This window comes from Mycobacterium persicum (genome assembly GCF_002086915.1).
GTDB lineage: Bacteria > Actinomycetota > Actinomycetes > Mycobacteriales > Mycobacteriaceae > Mycobacterium > Mycobacterium persicum.
Genome location: NZ_MWQA01000001.1, coordinates 1,476,470 through 1,501,103, shown reverse-complemented (window position 1 = coordinate 1,501,103; position 24,634 = coordinate 1,476,470). Strand labels below are relative to the sequence as shown.

Annotated in this window: 16 protein-coding genes and 2 pseudogenes; 11 read left to right on the top strand and 7 right to left on the bottom strand. The window is 66.4% G+C overall.

Annotated elements, in window-relative coordinates; genetic code table 11:
* Entirely contained in the window at positions 1 to 1,749 is a 1,749-nt protein-coding gene (locus tag B4U45_RS06665) for an ABC transporter ATP-binding protein (RefSeq protein ID WP_075548694.1), read from the bottom strand.
* Positions 1,750 to 1,897: 148 nt separating this feature from the next.
* Here B4U45_RS06665 and B4U45_RS06660 point away from each other — a divergent pair, with 148 nt between their 5' ends.
* Both B4U45_RS06660 and B4U45_RS06655 read left to right on the top strand, forming a co-directional pair.
* Positions 1,898 to 2,455: a DUF3558 domain-containing protein gene (locus B4U45_RS06660; RefSeq protein WP_075548695.1), complete on the top strand. Its 558-nt coding sequence runs from the start codon at positions 1,898 to 1,900 to the stop codon at positions 2,453 to 2,455.
* A complete protein-coding gene (locus B4U45_RS06655; RefSeq protein WP_219859355.1) occupies positions 2,452 to 2,994 on the top strand; it encodes a DUF3558 domain-containing protein in 543 nt (180 codons plus the stop codon). Before B4U45_RS06660 ends, B4U45_RS06655 begins: the two co-directional genes overlap by 4 nt.
* A gap of 29 nt (positions 2,995 to 3,023) precedes the next feature.
* Here B4U45_RS06655 and B4U45_RS06650 read toward each other — a convergent pair whose 3' ends face one another.
* Both B4U45_RS06650 and B4U45_RS06645 read right to left on the bottom strand, forming a co-directional pair.
* Complete coding sequence (locus B4U45_RS06650; RefSeq protein ID WP_083154935.1) at positions 3,024 to 3,536, bottom strand: SixA phosphatase family protein; 513 nt, start codon at positions 3,534 to 3,536, stop codon at positions 3,024 to 3,026.
* 34 nt (positions 3,537 to 3,570) lie between these two features.
* Entirely contained in the window at positions 3,571 to 4,938 is a 1,368-nt protein-coding gene (locus B4U45_RS06645; RefSeq protein ID WP_075548698.1) for an HNH endonuclease signature motif containing protein, read from the bottom strand.
* Positions 4,939 to 5,200: 262 nt separating this feature from the next.
* Here B4U45_RS06645 and B4U45_RS06640 point away from each other — a divergent pair.
* The 9 genes and pseudogenes from B4U45_RS06640 to B4U45_RS06600 all read left to right on the top strand — a co-directional run bounded on the left by B4U45_RS06640 (position 5,201) and on the right by B4U45_RS06600 (position 19,166).
* A pseudogene (locus B4U45_RS06640) lies at positions 5,201 to 8,465 on the top strand (helix-turn-helix transcriptional regulator).
* A 188-nt stretch (positions 8,466 to 8,653) separates the two neighbouring features.
* Positions 8,654 to 9,124 carry a DIP1984 family protein gene (locus tag B4U45_RS06635; protein ID WP_075548699.1) on the top strand — a complete coding sequence of 157 codons (471 nt, stop codon included), beginning with the start codon at positions 8,654 to 8,656 and terminating at the stop codon, positions 9,122 to 9,124.
* Positions 9,125 to 9,732: 608 nt separating this feature from the next.
* Complete coding sequence (locus B4U45_RS06630; protein WP_241780306.1) at positions 9,733 to 10,392, top strand: hypothetical protein; 660 nt, start codon at positions 9,733 to 9,735, stop codon at positions 10,390 to 10,392.
* Positions 10,389 to 11,129: a hypothetical protein gene (locus tag B4U45_RS06625; protein ID WP_131808348.1), complete on the top strand. Its 741-nt coding sequence runs from the start codon at positions 10,389 to 10,391 to the stop codon at positions 11,127 to 11,129. Before B4U45_RS06630 ends, B4U45_RS06625 begins: the two co-directional genes overlap by 4 nt.
* Positions 11,130 to 11,279: 150 nt before the next feature.
* Positions 11,280 to 12,101 (top strand): annotated as a pseudogene (locus B4U45_RS06620) (cupin domain-containing protein).
* A 355-nt stretch (positions 12,102 to 12,456) separates the two neighbouring features.
* Entirely contained in the window at positions 12,457 to 13,617 is a 1,161-nt protein-coding gene (locus B4U45_RS06615) for a metallophosphoesterase family protein (RefSeq protein ID WP_075548701.1), read from the top strand.
* Positions 13,614 to 16,235 (top strand): AAA family ATPase, encoded by a 2,622-nt coding sequence (locus B4U45_RS06610; RefSeq protein ID WP_122511714.1) that lies wholly within the window; start codon positions 13,614 to 13,616, stop codon positions 16,233 to 16,235. Before B4U45_RS06615 ends, B4U45_RS06610 begins: the two co-directional genes overlap by 4 nt.
* Complete coding sequence (locus B4U45_RS06605) at positions 16,228 to 17,856, top strand: GMC family oxidoreductase (RefSeq protein ID WP_075548703.1); 1,629 nt, start codon at positions 16,228 to 16,230, stop codon at positions 17,854 to 17,856. The genes B4U45_RS06610 and B4U45_RS06605 overlap by 8 nt, the downstream gene beginning before the upstream one ends.
* Before the next feature lie 68 nt (positions 17,857 to 17,924).
* The gene (locus B4U45_RS06600; protein WP_075548704.1) at positions 17,925 to 19,166 is read left to right on the top strand and encodes an alpha/beta fold hydrolase; all 1,242 of its coding nucleotides are present in this window, start codon (positions 17,925 to 17,927) and stop codon (positions 19,164 to 19,166) included.
* Here the strand turns inward: B4U45_RS06600 and B4U45_RS06595 are convergent.
* The 4 genes from B4U45_RS06595 to B4U45_RS06580 are packed head-to-tail and all read right to left on the bottom strand — an operon-like array spanning position 19,153 to position 24,519.
* Positions 19,153 to 20,817 (bottom strand): ABC transporter family substrate-binding protein, encoded by a 1,665-nt coding sequence (locus B4U45_RS06595; RefSeq protein ID WP_075548705.1) that lies wholly within the window; start codon positions 20,815 to 20,817, stop codon positions 19,153 to 19,155. The genes B4U45_RS06600 and B4U45_RS06595 overlap by 14 nt on opposite strands.
* Entirely contained in the window at positions 20,814 to 22,649 is a 1,836-nt protein-coding gene (locus B4U45_RS06590; RefSeq protein ID WP_075548706.1) for a dipeptide ABC transporter ATP-binding protein, read from the bottom strand. The genes B4U45_RS06595 and B4U45_RS06590 overlap by 4 nt, the downstream gene beginning before the upstream one ends.
* Complete coding sequence (locus tag B4U45_RS06585; protein WP_075548707.1) at positions 22,646 to 23,545, bottom strand: ABC transporter permease; 900 nt, start codon at positions 23,543 to 23,545, stop codon at positions 22,646 to 22,648. Before B4U45_RS06585 ends, B4U45_RS06590 begins: the two co-directional genes overlap by 4 nt.
* Positions 23,542 to 24,519 (bottom strand): ABC transporter permease, encoded by a 978-nt coding sequence (locus B4U45_RS06580; protein ID WP_075548708.1) that lies wholly within the window; start codon positions 24,517 to 24,519, stop codon positions 23,542 to 23,544. The genes B4U45_RS06585 and B4U45_RS06580 overlap by 4 nt, the downstream gene beginning before the upstream one ends.
* Between the last annotated feature and the right edge of the window lie 115 nt (positions 24,520 to 24,634).

Here is a 24,634-nt window from a genome sequence, read left to right as displayed (position 1 = left end):
TCACGGGACCCCCCCGGCGCCGACGGTCACCGACTGCGAGATGGCGAATTCGGCATAGGCGGGGCAGTCGGCCAGCAGGGCTTCGTGGCTGCCCGCGCCGACGATCCTGCCGTCGTCGACGACGAGCACCTGATCGGCCTGGCATGCAGTCGAAACACGTTGGGTGACAATGATAATGGTTGACGTTGCGGCCACCTCGCGCAGCTGCGAGCGAACGCGGGCCTCGGTGTGCACGTCCAGAGCCGAGAACGCGTCGTCGAAGAGGTAGATGGCGGGGCGGCGGATGACGGCCCGCGCGATCGCCAGCCGTTGGCGCTGCCCACCGGAGAAGTTGATCCCCCCCTGGCCGACGCGCATGTGCAGCCCGTGCGCCCCCACGAAATCGTCTGCTGCGGCGACGCGCAGTGCCTCCCACATGTCCGCCTCGGTGACCGACTGGTTCGGGGCCGCGCCGTACCGCAGGTTGTCGGCGACGGTCCCGGAAAAGAGGTAGCCGCGCTGCGGCACCAGGCCGATTGCGGTCCACAGTCTTTCGGTGTGGTAGTCGCGGACGTCGATGCCGTCGATCAGGACGGCGCCGCCGGTGACGTCGCGGAGCCGGCAGATCAGCGAGACCAGGGTCGACTTGCCCGAGCCGGTGCTCCCGACGATCGCGGTGGTGGCACCCGGGCGGGCGGTCAGCGAGATACCTTGCAGCACCGGACAATCAGCGCCCGGATAGGTGAACGTCACACCGTCGAGGTGGACCACGCCGGTGATCCCGTCGGGCGGGAACGTGGGATTTGCCGGGTTGCCGATAGCGGCGCGGGTGGACAACACCTCGGTGATGCGTTCGGCGCACACGGATGCTCGCGGCAGCACGACCAGCGTCATCGTCGCCATCAACACCGCCATCAGAATCTGGGCGAAATACGACAGGAAGGCGCTCAGCGAGCCCACCTGCATCTGGCCGTTGTCGATGCGCAGGCCGCCGAACCAGATCACCGCGACGCTGGACGCATTGATGGTCAGGGTGGTCACCGGCAGCATCAGCGCCTGCCAGTTACCCGCTGCCAGTGCGGTCTTGGACAGCGCGGTGTTCGCCCGGGCGAACCTGTCCCGCTCGAAGCCTTCCCGGGTGAACGCGCGGACCACCCGCACTCCGGACAGTTGGTCTCGCAGCACTCGGTTGATGCCGTCGATCAGGCTCTGCATGCTGCGAAACAACGGCAGCAGGTGCGTCACGATCCAGTAGTTCGCTACCGCCAGCACCGGGACGCTGACCAGTAGCAGCCAGGTCAGTGCGGCCTCCTGGTGAATTGCCATGAGAATGCCGCCGACGCTCATGATCGGCGCGGCGACCAGCACGGTGGCCGTCGTCTGCACCAGAAACACGATCTGGCGCACGTCGTTGGTGCTTCGGGTCAGCAACGTCGAGGCGCCGAACCGGGCAGTCTCGCGTTCGGAGAAGGTGACGACGTGTTCGAACATGGCTGAACGCAGGTCGCGGCCGAAGCCGGTCCCGGTCCGTGAGCCGACGTAGAGCGCACCGACCGCGCACAGCGCCTGTAATCCGGTGACGCCGAGCATCACCACGCCCAGCCGGACGATGATGGTGGTGTTGCCCTTGGCGACTCCATCGTCGATGATCGCGGCGTTGACGGTGGGAAGGTACAGCGAAGCCAGGGTGCTGATCAGCTGCAACACCATCAGTACCGCTATCAGCCGACGGTAGGGCCGCAGGTACTGGCGCAGCAGTGCCAGGAGCATGGGGTAACTGTCGCACACCGCGACTGCTAGGCACCGGCTCCAGGTTCGCTCCTGAGACAGAAATGCCTGATCAGCGAGCGTGTCGGTGGTTGACCTCTGGGGCTGCGGCTACAGTGCATGCTGTGACCGGCAGGAGAAGAGGTACGCGGTGCGGCGCAATGTGACGACGCTGGTGTTGGCGGCGTCGGCCCTGGTGGCTTTGACACCCGCGATCGCGGGGTGTTCCAATTCCGGCGCCAACCAGCCGGGTGCGACGATTTCGTCGACGCCCGGCAACGCCGAGGGCAAGCACGGGCCGTTTTTCCCGCAGTGCGGTGGTGTCAGCGATCAGACGGTGACCGAGCTGACCAGGGTCGGCGGGCTGATCAACACGGCCAAGAACTCGGTGGGCTGCCAATGGCTGGCGGGCGGCGGCATCATGGGACCGCACTTCTCCTTCTCCTGGTACCGCGGTAGCCCGATCGGGCGGGAGCGCAAGACCGAGGAACTGTCGCGAGCAAGTGTCGAGGACATCAACATCAACGGTCACAGCGGCTTCATCGCAATCGGCAACGAGCCCAGCCTGGGCGATTCGTTGTGTGAAGTGGGGATCCAGTTCCAGGACGATTTCATTGAGTGGTCGGTGAGCTTTAACCAGAAGCCATTTCCCCCGCCGTGTGACGTCGCCAAGGAATTGACCCGCCAATCGATTGCGAACGCGAAATGAGACGTGCCCTGGTCGGTGCCGCCGCATTGATCACCGCGCTGATTTTCCTGGTGGGTTGCACGAGATCGGTTTCCGGCACCGCCGTGAAGGCGGGCGCGGGCGGAGTGCCGCGCAACGACAACTCCGAAAGGCAATATCCGAACCTGCTCAAGGAATGTGAGGTCCTGACCACCGACATCCTGGCCAAGACCGTCGGTGCAGATCCGCTCGACATCCAAAGCACATTCGTGGGCGCGATATGCCGGTGGCAGGCGGCCAACCCGGCCGGTTTGATCGACATCACCCGGTTCTGGTTCGAGCAGGGCAGCCTGAGCAACGAGCGCAAGGTCGCCGAGGGTCTGAAATACCAGGTCGAAAATCGCACGATCCAGGGCATCGACTCGATTGTGATGCGGACCGGCGATCCCAACGGCGCGTGCGGTGTGGCCAGCGATGCGGCGGGAGTGGTCGGGTGGTGGGTCAACCCGCCGGCGCCCGGTATCGACGCCTGTGGGCAGGCCATCAAGCTGATGGAGCTGACGCTGGCCACCAACGCCTGAGCCGGAGGGGCGGCGGGACAGCTCGGTGGTCAGGCCTCCCGCGGCACATGGAAGGCGACGAGCGAGGCGTCGCCGGGTCGCAGATCCTCCCAACGTCCTTCGATCCGTAGCACGGCGATCGCCGACGTCGGGAACTTTTCCGAAATACGTTGTGCAACTGTAGATTTGGTGCTGTCGGCGGTGGCCAGAATGAGGGCCAGCGCCGACGTGGTCGGTTCGTGACCGATGACGAGCAGGGTGGTGATCTCATCGGCCACCCGGTTGATCTCCTCGATCACGGCGCCGGGAGTGGCGCCGTAGAGGCGCTGCGCGTAGCGCACCGGCGCATCGATGCCGGTGCGTACCAACGTCTCTCGGGTGCGAGTGGCCGTCGAGCACAGCACGCTGTCGACCGTCGGCACGTTAGCCCGCAACCACTCACCGGCCAGCCGGGCCTCGCGGATACCCCGTGGCGCCAACGGCCGGTCGTAGTCGGCGACGCCGTCCGGGTAGGCCGACTTCGCGTGTCGCATCAGCACGAGGTTGCGGTGCTGCTCATTCATTGGGCTCACGCTAGTGAATCCGAAAACCAGGTCGCTACGCCGCATCCTCTTCGTCGTCGTCTCCGTCGCGGAGCAGTTTTTCGGGGTGATGCATGGTGTTGGTGCGGGGTTGGCCGCGATCCAGGTGGGCCGGTGGGATCCATTCGGTGTCGCCGTGGGCGTTTTTGCGGGTGGTCCAGCCGTTGTCGAGGAGTTTGTGGTGGGGTCCGCAGGCCAGGGTGAGTTGGTCGATGTCGCTGCGATGGGTGCTGGCCCAGTCCCGCACATGGTGGACCTGGCAGCGATATCCCGGCACGTCGCATCCGGGTGCGGTGCAGCCACGATCGCTGGCGTATAAGACAATTCGTTGCCCCGGTGAGGCCAGGCGTTTGCTGTGATACAGCGCCAGGGGTTTGGCCTGGTCGAAAATGGTGAGGTAATGGTGGGCGTGGCGGGCCAGAGCGATGACGTCGGACATGGGTAGCAGGGTGCCGCCGGCGGTGAGTGCGGTGCCGGCGGCGGCTTCGAGGTCTTTGAGGGTGGTGGTCACGATGATGGCGGCCGGTAGGCCGTGGTGCTGGCCGAGTTTTCCGCTGGCCAGTAGCGCGCGCAGGCCGGCCAGTAGCCCGTCGTGGTTTCGTTGGCCTTCCGAGCGGGTGTCGCGCTGGGCGGCATCGTCGGGTGCCGGGCCGTCAATCACCGGGCTTTCGTCGGCCGGGTTGCAGATGCCCGGGGCGGCCAGCTTGGCTAAGACGGCATCGAGCGTGGCGCGGGCTTGCGGGGTCAGGTAGCCGCTGATACGCGACATCCCATCCGACCCCTGCCTTCCCAAGGTCAGACCGCGTCGCCGTGCCCTGTCCTCATCGGTGAAGGTGCCATCGGGATTGAGGCAGTCCATCAGCCGCTGCGCCAGCTTCCCCAACTGGTCAGGGCGAAACCGGGTGGCCAGCCCGGCCAGATGGGCCTCGGCTTTCTCGCGAGTCTCGATGTCCACCTCTACCGGCAGGTGACGAACGAAGTCGCGGATCACCCGCACATGCGCCTCGCCGATATGGCCGTCGCGCTGGGCGGCAGCGGTGGCGCTGAGCTGCGGTGCCAACAGTTCACCGGTCAACGCGCGGCGCCCACCGAGCTCGGCAGCCTCCGCCACCCGCCGGCTGGCCTCCGCCCGCGTGATCCGCAACCGGTTGGCCAGCGCCGCGGGCAGCTTCCCGCCCAGCTCCTCTTCGCTGGACTGCTCGCCGATCTGGTTGATCAACGCGTGCTGGGCGACTGGTAACTGGCGCGCCACCCGCTCCAGGCGCTCCAGCACCCGCAACCGTTCGGGGGTGGTGAGCGCCTCGAAAGACATCTCGATCAGCTCGTCGACGTCGGCATCGAGACGGTCCAGCACCGCCACCACCGACTCCCGATTCGAACACATGTGCTAATACTATCGCGGCGGACTGACAGATTCGTCGGCGAGCGCAAGCTCCTCAAACCATGCATCGCGGGCCCGGATATCCCGGTGATCGGCTTCCAGGCCGGCCAACGGCCATCGGCCGCACTACCTAAATCCGCAACTCGTAGAGACGCGTATGTAGACGCCCCCGCAACTCCCACGATTAGCCATTCCGCCGATGTTTTGCGATCGGCGTCTCCCCATGCTGGCTAACATGAGCGAAATCGACTGGAGCGACGTGGGCATGAGCGAGCTACCAACCGGAACGGTGACGTTGCTGCTGGCTGACGTTGAGGGCTCGACACGGCTGTGGGAAACGCAACCCGACGGGATGGCGGCCGCTATCACCCGCCTGGATCAGACGGTATCCGAGGCGATCGCCGCCCACGACGGTGTCCGGCCGATCGAGCAGGGCGAGGGTGACAGCTTCGTGATCGCCTTTGCACGTGCCTCCGACGCGGTGGCCTGTGCGGTGCAGCTGCAGCGCGCGCCGCTGGCGCCGATCAGGCTGCGTATCGGGGTGCACACCGGTGAGGTGCGGCTACGCAGCCAGACCAGCGGCGACGGCAATTACGTGGGGCCGGAGATCAATCGCACCGCACGGCTGCGCGACCTGGCCCACGGCGGCCAGACGGTGCTGTCGGGGATCACCAGCGATCTGGTCATCGATCAGCTCCCGGCCGACGCGTGGTTGAGCGATCTCGGCAGTCACCCGTTGCGCGATCTGCCCCGGCCCGAGCGAGTTGTCCAGCTGTGTCATCCCGACCTGTGCAACAACTTCCCGCCGCTGCGCACACCCGTCACCATTGCGACCCGCAATCTTCCGGTGAACCTGACGAATTTCGTTGGCCGCCAAGCTGAAATGACGAGCCTGCAGGACACGCTCGCAGATAGTCGGCTGGTTACCCTGACCGGAGCGGGCGGGGTAGGTAAGACACGGCTGGCGGTGCATGTCGCCGCCCTGATCGCCGACAAGTTCCGCGACGGCGTGTGCTACGTCGATTTGGCGCCGATCAGCCACCCCGACGTTGTGCCGGTCACGGCTGCCCGTGCACTCGGTCTACCGGACCTGCCGGGGCGATCGACGATGGACACGCTGCTGCGGTTCCTCCGCGGCCGGCAGGTATTGATCGTGCTGGACAACTGCGAGCACCTGCTCGACGCGAGCTCCAAGCTGGTCACTGGATTGCTCACTGCCGCAACGGGACTGACGGTGCTCGCCACCAGCCGTGAGCCGCTCGGGGTGGCGGGCGAAGCGGCGTGGCAGCTGCCCTCACTGTCGCTGGCGGACGACGCCGTCGAGTTGTTCGCCGACCGCGCCCGCCTGGCCCAGGCCGGCTTCACCGTGAACGACGACAACGCCGGCGCGGTGGCGCAGATCTGCACCCGACTTGATGGCATGCCGCTGGCGATCGAACTGGCGGCCGCGCGGGTCCGGACGATGTCGCTGACGGAGATCGTCGATGGGCTGCATGACCGATTCCGGTTGCTGACCGGTGGTTCGCGCACCGCGGTGCGCCGCCAGCAGACGTTGCGGGCCTCGGTCGATTGGTCCCACGCGCTGCTCACCCAAACCGAACGCAGCCTGTTTCGCCGGCTCGCGGTATTCCTCGGTGGCTTCGACCTGACCGCCGCGCAAACGGTCGCCGGGGGCGACGACATCGAACCGTACCAAGTGCTCGATCAGCTCACCCTGCTGGTGGACAAATCGCTGGTGCTCGCCGAAAACTCAAGCGGCCGAACTCGATACCGGCTGCTGGAGACGGTTCGCCAGTACGCGCTGGAGAAGCTGAGTGAATCCGAAGAGGCCGATGCCATCCGGGCGCGACACCGCGACTACTACGCATCGATTGCTGCGTTGCTGGACACGCCGGGACGCACCGACTACGAGCAGCTGATCCAACAGGCCGAAACCAATATGGACAATCTCCGAAGCGCTTTCACCTGGAGCCTGGAAAACTCCGACCTCGAACAGGCGCTCGGACTTGCGTCCTCACTGCAGCCGCTGTGGCACACCCGGGGCCGCATCCTGGAAGGCTGTGCGTGGTTCGACGCGATACCCATCGACCAAGCGAGCAAACAGCAAGTCACACCCGCCACGCGGGCTCGGGCGCTGGCGGACATGGCTGTTGTCACTCTATTTCGCGGCGACGGCATGGCTCGGGCACAGCACGCCCTGATCCTCGCTCGTGAACTCGCCGATCCGGCTCTGCTGGCGCGGGTCTTGACGGCGTGCGGCATCGTCGCGGGCTACCTCTACGACGCCGACGCGGCCGCAGCGTACTACGCCGAGGCGGCTGACCTGGCCCGCGCAATCGGCGACCGGTGGAGGCTGAGCCAGATCCTTGCCCAGCAGTCGAATACGGCTGTCATGCAGGGTGACCCGGTGGCAGCCCGCGCGACCGCCGAAGAGGGACGTGATGTCGCCGACGCCGTCGGCGACAGGTTCGGCGCGCGTCAATGTGGCCTCAGTCTCGGATGGGCACTGCTGATGCGGGGGGACCTGGTTGACGCCGTAGCACAATTCAGCGCGGTGGTGGCCGATTGCCAACCGGCGCATGATGAGTTTCTCGCGGCGTCAGGCCTCATGGGCTTGGGCGTTGCGCAGGCGCAGCGGGGCGACGTGAGCGCGGCAAGCGCAGCAGCGGAAGTGGCGCTGGAGGCCGTGGCGGACCTCGGCGAGTACTTCCTGGGACTGGGGTACGTGGCGTCGGCGCAAGCGGCGCTGGCCGGCGGCGAGGTCGCGGCGGCGGACGGCGCAAGCGAGGCCGCCTGGCGCTGCCTGAGTGTGGCTCAGCCAAAGTTGGCGGTGGCGCAACGGGCCTTCAACGCGGTCGAGGTGGCGCTGGCCCAAGGTGATCTCAGCGCAGCCCGGTCGTGGACCGACGACGCCGTCGCTGTGGCGACCGGCTGGCACCGGGTGGTGGCACATCTGGTTCACGCTCGGGTGGCGACGGCTCAGGGCCTGCCGGACCAGGCCGAACGCCACGTCCGCGACGCTCTCGCCTGCACCGTGAAAAGCGGTGTGTACCTGCATCTTCCAGAACCTCGACGTGTTGGCCGATCTGAGCAGGCGCAACGACAGCCAGCGAGCAGCACGACTTTTCGGTGCGGCCGATGCCTGCCGCCAGCGTATGGGCCAGGTGCGGTTCCGGGTCCACCAGTCCGGCTACGAGGCGTCGGTTACCGCATTGCAAGATACAATGGGCCAGAACAACTTCGATGCCGCCTGGGCAGAAGGTGCGCTGCTGGGAACCGACGAAGCAATCAGCTACGCGCAGCGCGGCCGCGGCGAACGCAAACGCGCGTCCAGCGGCTGGGAGTCTTTGACCCCGGCCGAACTCGACGTCGTCGGATTGGTCACCAAAGGTCTGGGTAACAAAGACATCGCCGCCCGGCTCTTTCTGTCACCGCGCACGGTGCAAGCCCACCTCACCCACGTCTACACGAAGCTCGGGATCACCTCCCGGTTCCAACTCATCCAAGAAGCGGCACGGCATTCCGGGTGACGGTTGACGCATCGCGGCGATGCCAGGTCGCGATACTCGTCCATTGGGCTGTCAAGCCGAGGTCATGGAAGCGCATCCGCGAAAAGTGAATCGCCAGCCAACCGATTTTGCGGCATCATGCTAGTGCCCACCGGCAAGCCCCGGTGCGGACGCCCGATTGGGGTTGACGATGACGAGGAGGCGAAATTATGAAGCTGGCGGAGGCGTTATCGCTGCGCGCGGATGCGGCGCGCCGCTTCGAGCAGCTGCGCTCCCGCGTCGTGAACAACGCCCGCTATCAGGAAGGCGAAGACCCTGCCGAGGATGCTGCGGCTCTGCTCGTCGAAGCGGGCGAGGTGTTAGGCGAATATGAAATGCTCATCCGGTGTATCAATCGCACCAATGCTGCCACGGTGATTGGTGCAGACGGCACGCTGACGGACGCGCTAGCCTGCCGAGACGCGCTACGCCTGCGTCACCACATCGTGACCGCGGCAGCAGATGCGGCCGCCGGCAGTGGCCACCCCGGCTATTCGCGGCAACTGCGGTCCGAGCTGAAAATGTTGTCCGCCTTGCCGGTTGCCGAGCTACGCACCCAGGCCGATGATCTGGCGCGCCAGATTCGTGAGCTTGATATTCAGATACAACGCGTCAACTGGGAGGTAGAGCTGCTGGACTGACCAGCCGAGGTGACGCAGGTAGTTGTCGCGGAGGCGTGCACAAGCCCCCGACCGGCGGGCAAAGCCCGGTCTCTCCTGGTGCACGGAGGGCAGTGCTAAGGGTTCGACTCCCTCATCACATCGCAGCCCAGCATTGCGCACAGGTGAAAGGGCACAGCACACAGCACACCACCACGTGCAGATCCGTGACGATGAGGGTGGGCACGGGGCAGCTATCCTCGGGCAAAACAGCCGCACGCGCAACGTCGTCGCCGGCGATGTAGACCACCGGCGCGCGGGCAGGTGCATGGCTTCTCTGGTTGTGCCGCCGACAGACCCCGGCCAAGCCCACCTACCAAACCGACTGGCGTGCACTTGGGCTCCGGGGTGAGATGTTTCGTCAATCCGGGTGGTGGCGCGAACGCCGCAGACAGGAGGATGGGATGGCGTTGAGCGGGTGGTTCGCGCCGCGCGTTCGGCGATCACGGACGGGCGCGCGGCGCCGATCTTGGCCGTACCTGGTGGCCGGTGCGGCACTAGCCGTGCTCGGCGTGTGTGGGGTGACGGTGCTTGTGATCGGGCCTCGCGCAAACCCTTTGACGAGCCTGGCATCGCGACCGGATTGGGTCTTGGCCGGCGCGCTTCCGTCGAGCGGCGACTTTCCGACGGACTGGGGGTACGGCTTGTCGGGGTCGTTGCGCCGCCGCGCGTTCTCGGAGACTACTGCCTCGAGTACCGCGCCCCAGCTTGGCCCGCGGGCCGGGTATGGACCGGCCCAGTGCACACAGATCCCGCAACTGCTGACCCATTCCGGGGCGGCACTGGCCGCGGAACTGGACGTCGACCGCTACACCCAGCTGATTGCCCGCGACGCTCGAGTCTGGGATTGGCCGGCGACCGGAGAAAGCGACGAGCACGGCCCCAATGCGCATTTCGAAATCTCGGTGGTTCCCGACGGCCCGGACCGCATCGCCAATTACCTGGACTGGCTGGGCCGATGCGGGTCCTACCAGGTGGCCAACTACGACTTCAACGGACGGCTCAAAGATCAGCGCTCGGCCACCACGGTGCTCCACGACCATTGGACTGACAACGTCGTTGTCGCCGTCGTGGTCACCAGAACATTTGTCACTGCTGGCAGTGACGAACCACCGGCGACCTACCGCGCCAGCTACTACGCGTTGCGTGGCGTCATCCTGGAATGCTCCGTCTACATGGAAAACGCCGGCGATCGTGAACTGGTGCAGCGCCGCGCCTCCCAAACGCTGCAAAGGCTGCGCGCCCTGTGAGCTGGCCTACGCGCAGCCAACACGATTCGCGAGCAACGCTTTCCGTTGCCGCCCTGTTGTGTTCGGTTGCCATCGTTGCCGTCCTGATCACTGCGCCCGTCGCGCTGCGACATTGGCGAGAAACCACCCCGTCGTTGGCACCTGGACTGGCGGCGCTGTCTGACCAACAACTGGCCGACCTGCTTCCCAAGCCCGCCGATTTCCCCACAACGTGGACCGTCAACGCCACTACCGAGGGCGCCGACAGGTTCGGATACTTCAGGATGCAACCGTTCCACGACGGCGCCCTGGACTACGATCCGGCCGAATGCGCCAACGTCAACGACTTAGCGCCCGGCATTGCCGGGGGTGCCGAAATCGCGGGGCGTGATCCCGCCGATCGGCCCGAGAGTTCCGGCCAGCATCCCGACGTTCGCCTGCGAATCGGCCGTGAGTTCAACCAAAGCGGCTTTGACAAGATGACCGCCCTGATGTCCAGGTGCTCACGATTCACCTTCGCGGACACCATAAATTACACGGTGCGCATGATCGAAGACTCCCGCTCGGTGAACGGACCGCACCTCTTCCGGATCTCTGTCACCACAATCATCGGAAGCTCCACCGACGCAGCGCGGACGCAATACTTCTCCTTCGCACAGCTGTCGAACCTCGTGCTCATCGGTGACGCCACCACAAGCAATCAACATGTCCTCGACGTGCTTTTTGAAAACACCCTGCACCGCATCAGTGCCGGCTAGATGTGGCCCGTGGGTGCGTCGCGGAAGGCCCCGATAACCAACGCTGATCGACACACCGAAACCGGGTCTTGGACGGCGCGCCGCCGGCAGCGGGATCGTAGGGGGTAGCAATCCACCGCGATCTTCGATCCAGGAATTGACGCGAATGAAATGCTCACGCAGACAAGCACACACGTCGCATCACTGATTGACGGTGAAATCGTCGAAGAGTCCGACCTCGGTTCCATCCAGCGGCTGACGGCCGACACCTTCCCCATCCTGAAGGGCCTGTCAATCAAACGGCTGCTGATCAACCCGGGCGCGATGCGCACACCATGCGCACACCGCACTGACACGCCAATGCCAACGAACTGACCTACTGTGTTTCGGGCACCGCTCTGGTCTCGGTGCTCGACATTGGTAGCCAGTGCGCCTCGTTCGTGGTGCACGCGGGCGACATGTTCCACATCGACTCCGGTTCCCTGCACCACATCGAAAACATCGGCACCGACGTGTGCGAATTCGTCATCGCGTTCCGCAACGAACGGCCCGAGGACTTCGGGCTAAAGACTTATCGCGATGTACTCCTTACGAATCCGCGAGGACGGGATGCGTGAGCCGCACTGGCACCCGATCACCGCCGAGATGGGCTACGTCAACCGGGGCTCGGCGCGCATGACCGTGATGAGTCCCGGCGGCAAGCTGGACACCTGGTACCTGCGGCGGGGCGACGTCTACTTCATTCCCCGCGCCTACCCGCACCACATCGAGGTTGTTGATGCCCCGGAAATGCACTTCTGCATCTTCTTCGACCAGCCGACCCCCGGCGACATCGGCTATCGGGCGTCGGTGAGCGCTCACTGGCGCGAAGCGCTCGCGGCGACATTCAAAACCCACCTCGAGGACCTCCCGGACTTCCCGTTCACCAGCGCCGATCCGCTGATCGTCAACCGGTTCAACCCACTTGACGCCCACGCTCTCGGAGAGCGCTGAGATCAAGTTCGCCGCTACCCAATTCGGCGCTCTGGTGGCCTATGCGAAGCGACGCACGACGAGCTTCCCAGGGTCATCCGGGGCCCATCGGCCTGGGCGTCGCGCCGCGCGTCTCTCGGTGTCACCTCGGGCCGTGGCAGCCGACCCCACGTCCGGGGGCCGCCGCACCTGCTGGGGCACTCCGCCGAGAAACTCGAAGACGTCGCCGCGAAACCAGAGTGACGCGAGTGACTGTCCGGGTCAACGACTCGGTGGCCCCCGGGGGAACCTGCCGAGCGAGGTCCCGCTACTTGTCGGCACCGAGTCCTACACTCGCGGTGCCGAAGACGAGTAGCCCAGAAGGGAGGGTGCCAGGATGCGATTCCTGCACACCGCTGACTGGCAATTGGGCATGACCCGGCACTTCCTTGCCGGCGACGCCCAGCCACGCTATTCGGCTGCCCGCCGCGACGCAGTCGCCGGACTCAACGCGCTGGCCGCCGAGGTCGGCGCCGAATTCGTGGTGGTGGCCGGCGACGTCTTCGAACACAACCAGCTCGCTCCGCAGGTGATCGGCCAATCGCTGGAAGCCATGCGCGCCATCGGAATTCCCGTCTATCTGTTGCCTGGCAACCATGACCCGTTGGACGCATCGTCGGTGTACACCAGCGTGCTGTTCCGGGCCGAATGTCCAGACAATGTGGTGGTGCTCGACCGGCCCGGCGTCCATGAGGTCCGGCCGGGCCTGCAGATTGTCGCCGCACCGTGGCGGTCGAAAGCGCCCACCACCGACCTGGTCGCCGAGGTGCTGGAGGGCTTGACCCCGCTTTCCGCTGCCGATGTCACCAGGGTGCTCGTCGCCCACGGCGGCGTCGACGTCTTGGATCCCGACCGGGACAAGCCATCCCTGATCCACCTCGGCGCACTCGACCGGGCATTGGTTGCCGGCCTGATTCACTATGTGGCCCTTGGCGATAAGCATTCGCGCACCCAGGTCGGCGGCAGCGGCCGAGTGTGGTATTCCGGTTCGCCCGAAGTCACCAATTTCGACGATGTCGAAGCGGATCCGGGTTACGTCTTGGTAGTCGACATCGATGAAACCGATGCACGACGTCCGGTAGCGGTCGACGCCAGGTATGTCGGGCGTTGGCGTTTCGTTACGTTGCACAACCAGGTGGACACCAGCCGCGACATCGCCGACCTGGACATGAACCTGGATCTGATGACCGACAAGGAACGCACCGCGGTGCGGCTGGCACTGACCGGCTCACTAACGGTCACCGACCGCGCCGCGTTGGACGTCTGCTTGGACAGGTACGCGCGGTTGTTCGCATGGCTGGGCTTATGGGAGCGGCACACCGATCTGGCGGTGGTACCGGCCGACGGCGAATTCTGCGACCTCGGCATCGGGGGGTTCGCCGCCGCCGCGGTCGAGGAGTTGGTCGCAACGGCACGCGCGGGCGAGGGCGATGAGGCCGTGGATGCCCAGGCAGCCTTGGCGCTGCTGCTGCGGCTGACCGACCGGGGCGTCGCATGAGACTGCACCGGCTCGTCCTGTCGAACTATCGCGGTATCTCCCATCGGGAGATCGAGTTTCCCGATCACGGCGTGGTGGTGGTGTGCGGCGCCAACGAGAGCGGCAAGTCGTCGATGATCGAGGCGCTGGACCTGTTGCTGGAATCCAAGGATCGATCGACGAAGAAGGACGTCAAGCAGGTCAAGCCGACCCATGCGGACGTCGGCTCCGAAGTCACCGCCGAAATCAGCAGTGGTCCTTATCGTTTCGTCTACCGTAAGCGCTTCCACAAGCGGCCCGAGACCGAGCTGACCATGGTGGCGCCGCGCCGCGAGCAATTGACCGGCGACGAGGCACACGATCGGGTGCGGGCAATGCTGGCCGAGACCGTCGATACCGAACTTTGGCATGCGCAGCGAGTGCTGCAGGCGGCGTCGACGGTCGCGGTGGATCTGTCGGGCTGCGATGCGTTGTCGCGCGCGCTCGATGTGGCGGCCGGGGATGACGCGGCGCTATCCGGCGCCGAGCCCTTGTTGATCGAGCGGATCGACGCCGAATACGCGCGCTACTTCACCGCGACGGGACGGCCCACCGGGGAATGGGCCGCCGCCATCACCGCGCTCGCCGACGCCGAGGCCGCGGTGGCGGAGTGTGCGGCCGCCGTGGCCGAGGTCGACGAGCGGGTCCGTCGCCATGCTGAGCTGACCCGACGGGTGGCCGAGTTGTCGCAGCAACACCGCAACGCCGGTCCTCGGCTCGCCGCGGCGCAGGCTGCGGCCGACAAGATTGCCGCGCTCACCACCGAAGAGCGGGAAGCCAAACTCGTCGCCGCCGCAGCGGCCGCAGCCGGTGCCGCATCAACCGCAGCGCATGCCGAGCGGCGGGCTCTAGTCGCCGACGTCGACGCTCGCACCACTACCGTCGCGGCCTTGCGGGTCGAAGCTCAACAAGCCGCCGATGAACAGAAGGCGGCGGCGCAGGCGGCTGCGGTGGGTGACGCCGCGGTGGTGGAAGCCATCCAGGTGCTAACGGCTGCCCAAGCCCGCGCCGAGTCTGCCCGGCGGTCGCTCGATCTGATCGTTGGCCGCGAGGAGGCTGACCGGTTGAGTGACCGGCTGGCCAGGATCGACGCCATCCACCGCGAATGTGACCGGGTCTGCACAGCGCTGTCCGACGTGACGGTGACCGAACAGGTGATGCGTCGAATCGATGAGGCCGCCGCGGCGGTCGATCGATCAGACGGGCAGCTGGCGGCACTCTGCGCCGCGGTGGAATTCAGCGCCGCACGCGACATCGAGCTCGTCGTCGGTGAGCAGCGGGTGTCGCTGGCGGCGGGCGAACGCTGGTCGATCACGGCCGCCGGGCCCGCCGAGGTGACGGTGCCGGGCGTCCTCACCGCGCGAATCAGCCACGGGCCGGCCGCGCGGGAGGTACAGGCCAAACATGTTGCGGCACAACAAGAGCTGGCTGATGCCCTGACGGCCGGCGGGATCGCCAGCGTGGCGGATGCCCGAGCTGCCGACCAGCGGCGCCGGGAACTGCACAGCAAGCGCGATCAGCTGATCGCCACCCTGGCCGGCCTGTGCGGCGACGAACAGGTGGATCAACTCCGCGCTCGGGTGGCTCAGTTGCATGCCAGTCAACCGGCCGAGCCGGATCTGTTCGCGACGGACGCCGCGACCGCCCGCGTCGAGCTGCACGCGGCCGAGGCCGCCCGCACGGTCGCGGAGACCGAATGTGAGACCCGGCGCCGGGCTGCCGCAACCGCTGGTCGTCAGCTGGCCGAGACGTCCACGCAGGCAACGGTGCTACGGCATAAGGTGGAAACTCAACTCGCCGAACTCGACTCGGTCCGAGTCCGGTTGGCGCAGGCGCGAGCCTCGGTCAGCGATGCACAGCTGGCGGTCAAAGCCGACGCGGATCTGCGCTCGCGAGAAACCGCCGAGCGGCGGGTGGCCGAACTCGCCGAAGCCCTCGCGGCCATGGCGCCCGAGGCGGTGGCCGCCGAGCTGAAGGAAGCCACCGACATGGCAGCGTCGCTACGCGAGCGTCACGATGATGCCGTAAATGCGTTGCGAGAGATCAGCATTGAACTCTCGGTGTTCGGCAGTGAGGGCCGCAAAGGCAAGCTCGACGCCGCCGAGACCGAACGTGAACACGCCGCAAGCCGGCACGCCCGCGTCGGCCGCCGGGCCCGGGCCGCGCAGCTGCTGCGGTCGGTGATGGCACGCCACCGCGACAGCACCCGGTTGCGCTACGTCCAGCCGTACCGCGCGGAGCTGCACCGGCTCGGTCGTCCGGTGTTCGGGCCCGCCTTCGAGGTCGATGTCGACAGTGACTTGAAGATCCGCAGCCGCACCCTGAACGGCATCACGGTGCCCTACGAGTCGTTGTCCGGAGGCGCCAAAGAGCAGCTCGGCATCCTGGCCCGGTTCGCCGGGGCGGCCCTGGTCGCCAAGGAGGATACCGTGCCGGTGGTGGTCGACGACGCGCTAGGGTTCACCGATCCGGAACGATTGGCCAAGATGGGGGAGGTATTCGACACTGTGGGCACTCACGGGCAGGTGATCGTGCTGACGTGCAGTCCCGAGCGCTATGACGGTGTCGCCAACGCGCACCGCATCGATCTCCATGCCTAGCAATCGGCGGCTGTCCCGCCAGTCACCGGCGACGGAGATTCACTGCGACTACGTGGTGGTGGGCACCGGATCGGCCGGGGCGGTCGTGGCCAATCGGCTCAGTGCCGATCCGGCCACCTCGGTAGTAGCGCTGGAAGCCGGTCCCCGGGACAAGAACCGCTTCATCGGTATTCCGGCGGCATTTTCCAAGCTGTTTCGCAGCGAGATCGACTGGGACTACCTGACCGAACCGCAGCCGGAGCTCGCCGGGCGTGAAATCTATTGGCCCCGAGGCAAAGTACTCGGCGGCTCATCGTCGATGAACGCGATGATGTGGGTGCGCGGGTTCAAAGCGGACTACGAAGAGTGGGCGCGGCGTGCCGGCCCGCAGTGGTCGTACACCGAGGTGCTCGGGTATTTCCGTCGGATCGAAAATGTCACCGCCGCCTGGCACTTCGTCAGCGGAGACGACAGCGGGGTGACCGGTCCACTGCACATCTCCCGTCAGCGCAGCCCCCGGCCGTCGACCGCGGCCTTCCTGGCCGCGACACGTGAGTGCGGTTTTGCCGGTGCGCAGCCCAATTCCCCTGACCCGGAAGGGTTTTGCGAGACCATTGTCACCCAGCGTCGAGGCGCGCGATACAGCACCGCCGACGCCTACCTCAAGCCCGCGCTGCGCCGTAAGAACCTGCGGGTGCTCACCGAGGCCACCGCTACCCGAATCGTGATCGACGGAAACCGGGCGGTCGGCGTGGAATACCAGCGTGGCGGTCAAGCCTGCGTGGTCCACGCCCGCCGTGAGGTCGTGCTGTGCGGCGGCGCCGTCAACAGCCCGCAACTGCTGATGCTCTCTGGCATCGGCGCCCGCGATCACCTCGCCGAGCACGGCATCCACACCGTCTACCACGCGCCGGAGGTAGGGCAGAACCTGCTGGATCACCTGGTCACACCGATGGGTTTCGACGTCGCCGGCGACAGCCTGGCCGCGGCCGAGAAGCCACGACAGGTACTCGACTATCTGCTGCGGCGCCGCGGCATGCTCACGTCCAACGTCGGCGAGGCATACGGCTTCATCCGCAGCCGACCAGATCTCGAACTGCCCGATCTGGAGCTGATCTTTGCCCCGGCGCCCTTTTACGACGAGGGTCTGCTCGTCCGGCCGCCCGGTCATGGAGTGGTGCTCGGGCCGATCCTGGTCGCCCCGGAAAGCCGCGGCCAGGTGACGCTGCGCTCGGCCGACCCGCATGCCAAACCGGTCATCGACCCGCGCTACCTCTCGGATCGCCAAGGAATCGACCGGGCCGCGATGATGGCCGGCCTGCGGTTGTGTGCCCGGATCGCCGACGCGCCGTCGCTCAAAGGACTGCTGGGTCCGATCGCCCGGCCACGCAATTGCGCCGAGCTGAACGAGGCAACACTCGAGGCGGCCCTGGAAACGTGCTCGCACACCCTTTACCATCCGTTGGGCACGTGCCGGATGGGCACCGACGACAACAGCGTGGTCGATCCGCAGCTGCGGGTCCGCGGAGTCGACCGGCTCCGGGTCGCCGACGCATCGGTGATGCCGAGCACCGTCAGGGGACACACCCACGCGCCATCAGTGCTGATCGGCGAGAAGGCCGCCGACCTGCTGCTCAGCTGAGGCCACACCGCCGAACTGCCGAGCGCAGCGGTTGTCGGCAGAATGGTACGCATGGCGGGGCAACACCTATGACGATGAATGCCAAAAGACGCCGGGTACACGAGAAATTGGCGAGACTGCCGGGGGTGCGGCCGGTGCGCCGGCCGGTGTCACCCGGAAGCGACGATGAGTTCGACCTGTATTACGTGCGCACCGGTCGCAAATCCGCGCACCCGCTGGTCATCATCCCGGGCGGACCGGGAGTGGCGTCGATGCGGTTGTACCAGGGGCTGCGCCGGCGTGCCGCCTCGGCCGGTCTGGACGTGATCATGATCGAGCACCGTGGCGTCGGCATGTCGCGCCACGACGACTCGGGCGCCGATCTGCCGCCCGAGGCGCTGACCATAGACCAGGTCGTCGACGACGTGGCCGCGGTGCTCGACGACGCGCACGTCGACTCGGCCGTCGTTTACGGCACGTCGTACGGCACCTATATTGCGGCCGGCTTGGGGGTGCGTCATCCCTGCCGGGTGAAGGCGATGATCCTCGACTCCCCGGTGTTGTCGCGCCACGACATAGCGCTGGCCCGCGACGCTATCCGCAGGCTGCTGCTCAAGGGTGACAGTCCGGAGACGGCCGCGCTGGCGCCCAAGGTTCGCCGGTTGGTCGACTCCGGCGTGATGACCGCCTCGGCGGCACAGGTTGCGGCGGCAATTTACGGCTACGGCGGCGCCAAGCTCCTCGGCCGGCAACTGGACCTGTTGCTCGACGGCCGTACGATGCTGTGGCGCGGGCTCTGCCGGGTCACCACCGCGGTCAATCGGAAGGTGCCCTACCGCTACGAGAACGATCTGGTCAGCCGCATCGCATTCCGCGAACTCGACTACGCCGCCGAGCCCGACGGCCTGCCCCTCGACCCCGCCGTGGCGATGCGGGAAACCCTGAAAGCAACCTCTGCCTTCGAGTCCGAGCCGTATGACTTGGTGGCCGAGATGCCGAAATTCGGCTGGCCGACGGTGGTGGTTTCCGGTGGCCGCGACCTCATCACGCCGCCGGCGGTAGCCGAACGGGTGGCGTCGCTGGTGCCCGACGCGGTGCTCGTGGAGTTACCGACGATGGCGCACAGTGCCCTGGATTTTCGGGAGCCTGCCGCCCTGGCTATCGCGGCAGCGGTATGCCGCGGCGAACACCACGGGCTCATCGGCCAGGCGCCGGTGCTCGACGCCATGCCGGCACGGGCGCCGGTACGGCTGCTGTGGAAGGCCATCGACCTGGCCGCCGCCGCGGAAGCGGCCGTCCTGCCGGTGCGGTGCCAGGTCAGTCCCGCATGAATCCGATTGCGGTGTAACCGAGGTCGGCCAGGCCGGTGGCACCGAAATTGGCCAGTGTGCTGCGCACCGCTACGGTTCCGGGCGACTGTGTCAGCGGCAGGCTGAATCCTTCCGCCCACACCATTTTGTCGACCTCGTTGGCCAGCGCGCGGGCCTTGGCGGGGTCCAGTTCCTGCAGCGTCCGCTCGATGGCGGCGTCGATCTCGGGGCTGCCGATCTTGCCGAAGTTGCTTTCCCCGTCCGAGGTGTAGATCTGGGTGAGCGACGACAGCGGAAACGCGTCGCCGACCCACCCGAACAACGCGATATCGAAGGCTCCCACGTTGACGTAGTTGCTGAAAAAGCCGCTGCCGGAACGAGACTGCAGCTCGAGTTTCACCCCGATCTGAGCCAGGCTGTGCTGAGCGACCTGCGCGAACTGCCGGGTGCTCTGCGCATCGTAGAACAGCAGCCGCACCACCAGCTGGTGACCGTTCTTCTCCCGGAACTTGCCGTTGAGTTTCCAGCCCAGCGCGTCGAGGTCCCGCTTGGCCTGCTCCGGGTCGTAGGGAGTGCTGTTGTCTTGATAGCCCTCCTGCCCGGCGACAAAGATGTGGTTGTTCAGTGGGGTCGGATCACTGGTGAGTCCATAAAGGGCCACTTTGGCGATGGTCCGACGGTCGACTCCCTTGCAGACCGCCAGCCGCAGCGCCGGGTCGGACAGGATCGCTCCGGGCGCGCCGTTGAGGGTGAAGTGGCTCCAGCTCGGCGCCGGCGCGCGGCGGATCGAGATGCCCTTGGTGCGCTCGGCGATGGTGAGCTGATCGAGCGAGCCGATTCCGGTCGCGTCGATAGTGGCGTTCTGCAGCGCCGGCAACCGAGCGGCGTCGTCGAGAACAAGGTAGGTGATGCTGTCCAGCTTCGGCCGCTCGCCCCACCATTTAGGGTTGCGGGACAAGACGATTCGTTGCGTGCTCCGATCCAGCGAGGTCACGATGAACGGGCCGGCGGACGGACCTGGCGCCTCCAGTTGGCCCTTGTTGAATGCCTCGGGGGTGGCGGTCATACTGCTGGGCAGCAGCATCCCGTTGCCGGCGAACATTCCGCGCCACTCCGCGTAATGCTTGGCGAAGGTCACAACGGCCTGGCGGTCGTCGACGCCGCGGGTCACCGAAGCGACGCGGTCGGCGCCGCCCAGTGACGCGATCGCAAAGTCCTTGTCGGCGCCGCTGGTCGCGTGGATCTGGCTGGCGATGTCGCGCCAGGTGATCGGCGTGCCGTCGGACCAGAATGCCTTGGGATTGATGGTGTAGGTGATCACCTGCGGGTCGGCTTGGGTGAGTTCGACGCTGGTGAAGTAGTCGGTGTCGACCGTGGTCGAGCCGTCGGGCCCGATGACGAACGCGCGCGGCAAGGTGGCCTTCAGCATCGCCGCGACCTCCGCCGAATTGCCGTCGATGTGCAAGGTGTTGAAGTTGGGCGGGAAGTCGCTGAGCGCCAGCCGCAGGTTGCCGCCGTCGCGCAGCGTGGCCGGATCCTGCGGGTTGATGTCGCTGGTCGTGCCGACGGCGCCGTTCGGCGCGGCTGACGGCGTCACGGGGGCGGCCGAGCAGCCGGCGACCATCAGGGCGGCGATCAGCAGCGCAAGGATGAGGCGGGTCCGGTTGGTCATGATTGCCTGGGGTTCGGTTGCGGCACCGCGCCAAGCAGCCGCCGCGTGTATTCGTGTTGCGGATTGCTGAAAACCTCCCGGCTGTCGCCCTGCTCGACGATGGCGCCGGCATACATCACGACCACATCGTGGGCGAGGTGTTTGACCACCGAAAGATCATGGGAAACAAACAGATAAGAGAGCTGGAATTGCTCTTGCAAGTCCAGGAGCAAGTTGATGATTCCGGCCTGGATCGACACGTCAAGGGCGGATACCGGTTCGTCGAGCGCCAGAATTTTGGGCTGTAACGCCAGCGCCCTGGCGATACCGATGCGCTGCTTCTGCCCGCCGGAGAACTCCGCGGGGTAGCGACTGGCATCAGAGCGGCGCAGCCCGACGATGTCGAGCAGCTCGGCTACCCGGGCGTGCGTGTCGGTCTTGCTGAAGCCGTTGGCCTGCAACGGTTCTGCCAGCAGATCGGAGACGGGAAGCCGCGGATCCAGCGAGGCCACCGGGTCCTGGAAGACGACCTGGATGTCGCGGCGCAGCGAGCGTCGGCTCGCCGGGGTCAGGGTGGCGACATCGGTGCCCAGCACTTCGATCGATCCCGATTGCGGCACAACCAATTCCAGTATCTGATGCACGGTGGTCGACTTGCCCGAGCCTGATTCGCCGACGATGCCCAGCGTGCGGCCCCGCTGCAGTTCGAAACTGACGCCGTCCACGGCGCGAACCTCACCGATCGACCGGCGCAACAGCAGGCCCTTGGTCAGCCGGTAGGTCTTGACCAGGCGGCTCACCCGCACGACGACCGGCGTGTCGCGAGGTTCCGGCGCGATGCGCTCGGTTTTGACGCCGTAGATGTCGGCGGCACTGCGGCCGTTGACCTGGTCGGTGCGGATGCAGGCTGCCCGGTGATCCGCGCCGACCTCGATCAATTCCGGCTCGGCGCTGCGGCATTCGTCGATCACCAGTGGGCAGCGGGGCGCGAATGGGCAACCCGGATCCATACCGGCCAGCGACGGAGGGGCGCCGGGAATCGGCACCAGCCGGGTGCCCTGCGCGGCGTCCAGGCGGGGGACCGATCCCAACAGTCCGACGGTGTAAGGCATCTGGCGATCGCGGTAGAGATCGCTGACTCCGGCGGACTCGACGACCCGGCCGGCGTACATGACCAGCGCCCGGTCGGCGAACTCGGCGACTACCCCGAGGTCGTGGGTGATGATCAATACCCCGGCGCCGGTGACGTCGCGGGCCGTCCTGAGCACGTCGAGGATCTGCGCCTGCACGGTGACGTCGAGTGCGGTGGTGGGCTCGTCGCAGATCAACAGATCCGGATCGTTGGCGATCGCGATCGCGATCACCACACGCTGCCGCTCGCCGCCGGAAAGTTCGTGCGGGAACGCGCGGGCTCGCCGCTCGGATTGCGAGATACCCACCAGCTCAAGGAGTTCCACGGCGCGTCGGCGGGCCTCCTGCTTACCGACGCGGGGCTGATGGACCCGGATCGCTTCGGCGATCTGGTCGCCGACGGTGTAGACCGGGGTCAGGGCGGACATTGGATCCTGGAACACCGTGCCGATCACCTTGCCGCGGACGCGTGACATCCCGTCGTCGCCAAGATCGAGCAGTTCGGTTCCCTGCAGCCGCACCGAGCCGCCTACCTCGGCGTACTCGGGCAGCAGACCCACCACGGCCATTGCCGCCGCGGACTTACCCGACCCCGATTCGCCGACCATCGCCACCACTTCGCCCGGGTCGACGCGGTAGCTGATGCCGCGCACCGCGGTCACCGCATCGCCGTCGGTGGGGAAAGTGACGGCCAGGTCGGTCACCTCGAGCAGCGGGGTCATCGCTCACCACGGCGCAATGTTCTGCTGCCGGGATCCAGGGCATCGCGCAGGCCATCACCGGTCAGGTTGGCGCACACCAGAATCAGCACCAGTACCCCGGCCGGAAACAGGAAGACCCAGGGGTACGTCGTCGCGGACTGGGTGCCGTCGGCAATCAGCGTGCCCAGCGACACATCCGGTGGCTGGATGCCGAAACCGAGGAAGCTCAAACCGGTTTCGGCCAAGATGGCGGATGCGACATTGAGGGCCGCGTCGATGATCAGGATCGACGCCACGTTCGGGATCACGTGGCCGGTGATGATCCTGCGGCTGGAAACCCCCATAAACCGTGCCGCACGGATGAATTCGCGCTCCCGCAAGCTCATCGTCATGCCGCGCACCATACGGGAGCTGACCATCCACCCGAAGCCGGCCAACAGCAGTACCAGGAACATGATGTTGGCCGAATTCTTGGTTCGCGGAGTGACGATGGCGATCAGGATGAAGCTGGGCACCACCAGCAGCAGGTCAACCACCCACATGAGTGCCCGGTCCCGCCAGCCGCCGAAATACCCCGCGATCGCCCCCACGGTGGCGGCGATGCCGGTGGAGATCACCGCGACACACACACCGATCAGCATCGACTTCTGCATGCCCCGCAATATCTGCGCCAGCAGGTCCTGGCCCAGCGCATTGGTGCCCAGCCAGTGACGGGCATCGGGCGGTTGCAGCAGGGCATCGAAATCAAGGTCCTCATAGGAATAGGGCAGCAGCGCGGGCAGCGTGTAGCAGCCGACGAACAGCAGCACCAGCACCACGAGGGAGACCACCGCGGACCGGTTGCGCAGGAACCGGCGCAGCACCAGGGTGCGCCGCGACGTGAAATCCGCGACCTCTCGCTGGGCCACGGCGGTCATGCCACTCGCACTCTCGGGTCCAAAGCCGCGTAGATGACATCGGAGAGCAGACCGGCCAGCAAGACCACCGCCCCGGAGAACACCGTGATCGCCGCGACGATATTGGTGTCCTGGGTGGAAATACCCCGGACCATCCATTCACCCATGCCGTGCCAGCCGAAGATCTTCTCGACGAAAACCGCCCCGGTGACCAGTCCGGCCACCCCGTAGGCGAACAGCGTGGCCATCGGTATCAGCGCGGTCCGCAGCCCGTGTTTGATCAGCGCTCGGCGCCGGGTCAGCCCCTTGGCGCGGGCGGTGCGGATGAAATCCTGCCCCAGGACGTCGAGCATCGCGTTGCGCTGATAGCGGCTGTAACCGGCGGCAGCTCCCAGCGCCAGAGTGAGCGACGGCAACACCAGGTGCTTCAACCGGTCACCGAAGGCTTCCCAGGTCCCGGCGGCCACACCCGGTGCGGTCTCGCCGGTGTAGTCGAACAGTTGCAGGCCCAGCCCCCAGTTGACCCGTAGGGCGCCCAGGATCAGCAGGTTGGCCACGACGAACGTCGGGGTGCTCAGCACCAGCAACGCCAGCATGGTGATGATGCGGTCACTGAGCCGGTATTGGCGGATGGCGCCCCACGCCCCGATCGCCACCCCCAGAATCGTGCCGACCACCGATCCGATGATCAGCAGCCGCAGGCTGGTTCCGATGCGCCGTCCCAGCTCGGTGCCGACGGGCTGGCCGGTGATGGTGACCCCGAAGTCCCCGCGAACGGCGTGGGAAACCCAGTGGGCGTAGCGGATCGGGATGGGCCGGTTCAACCCCAGTTGAGCGGCCTTGGCGTCGATCACCGCTTGCGGCGGCCGCGGACTGCGCTGCATCAGATTTTCCAGCGGCGAGAACGCAAGAGAAGTCAAGCAGTAGGTCAGAAACGAGGCCAACACCAAGAGCACGAGGTAGTTGAGCAACCGGCGCGCCAGAAAGCGGGTCATGCCCGACCACCATGCCGCATTGGGACAGAGTAGCGAGCCTTTTCTGGCGGTTCCCGCATCACGCGTCTGACCGGCGCATTTCACGACTTCTGAAGGTTCGTCGAAGTGCCGGCCC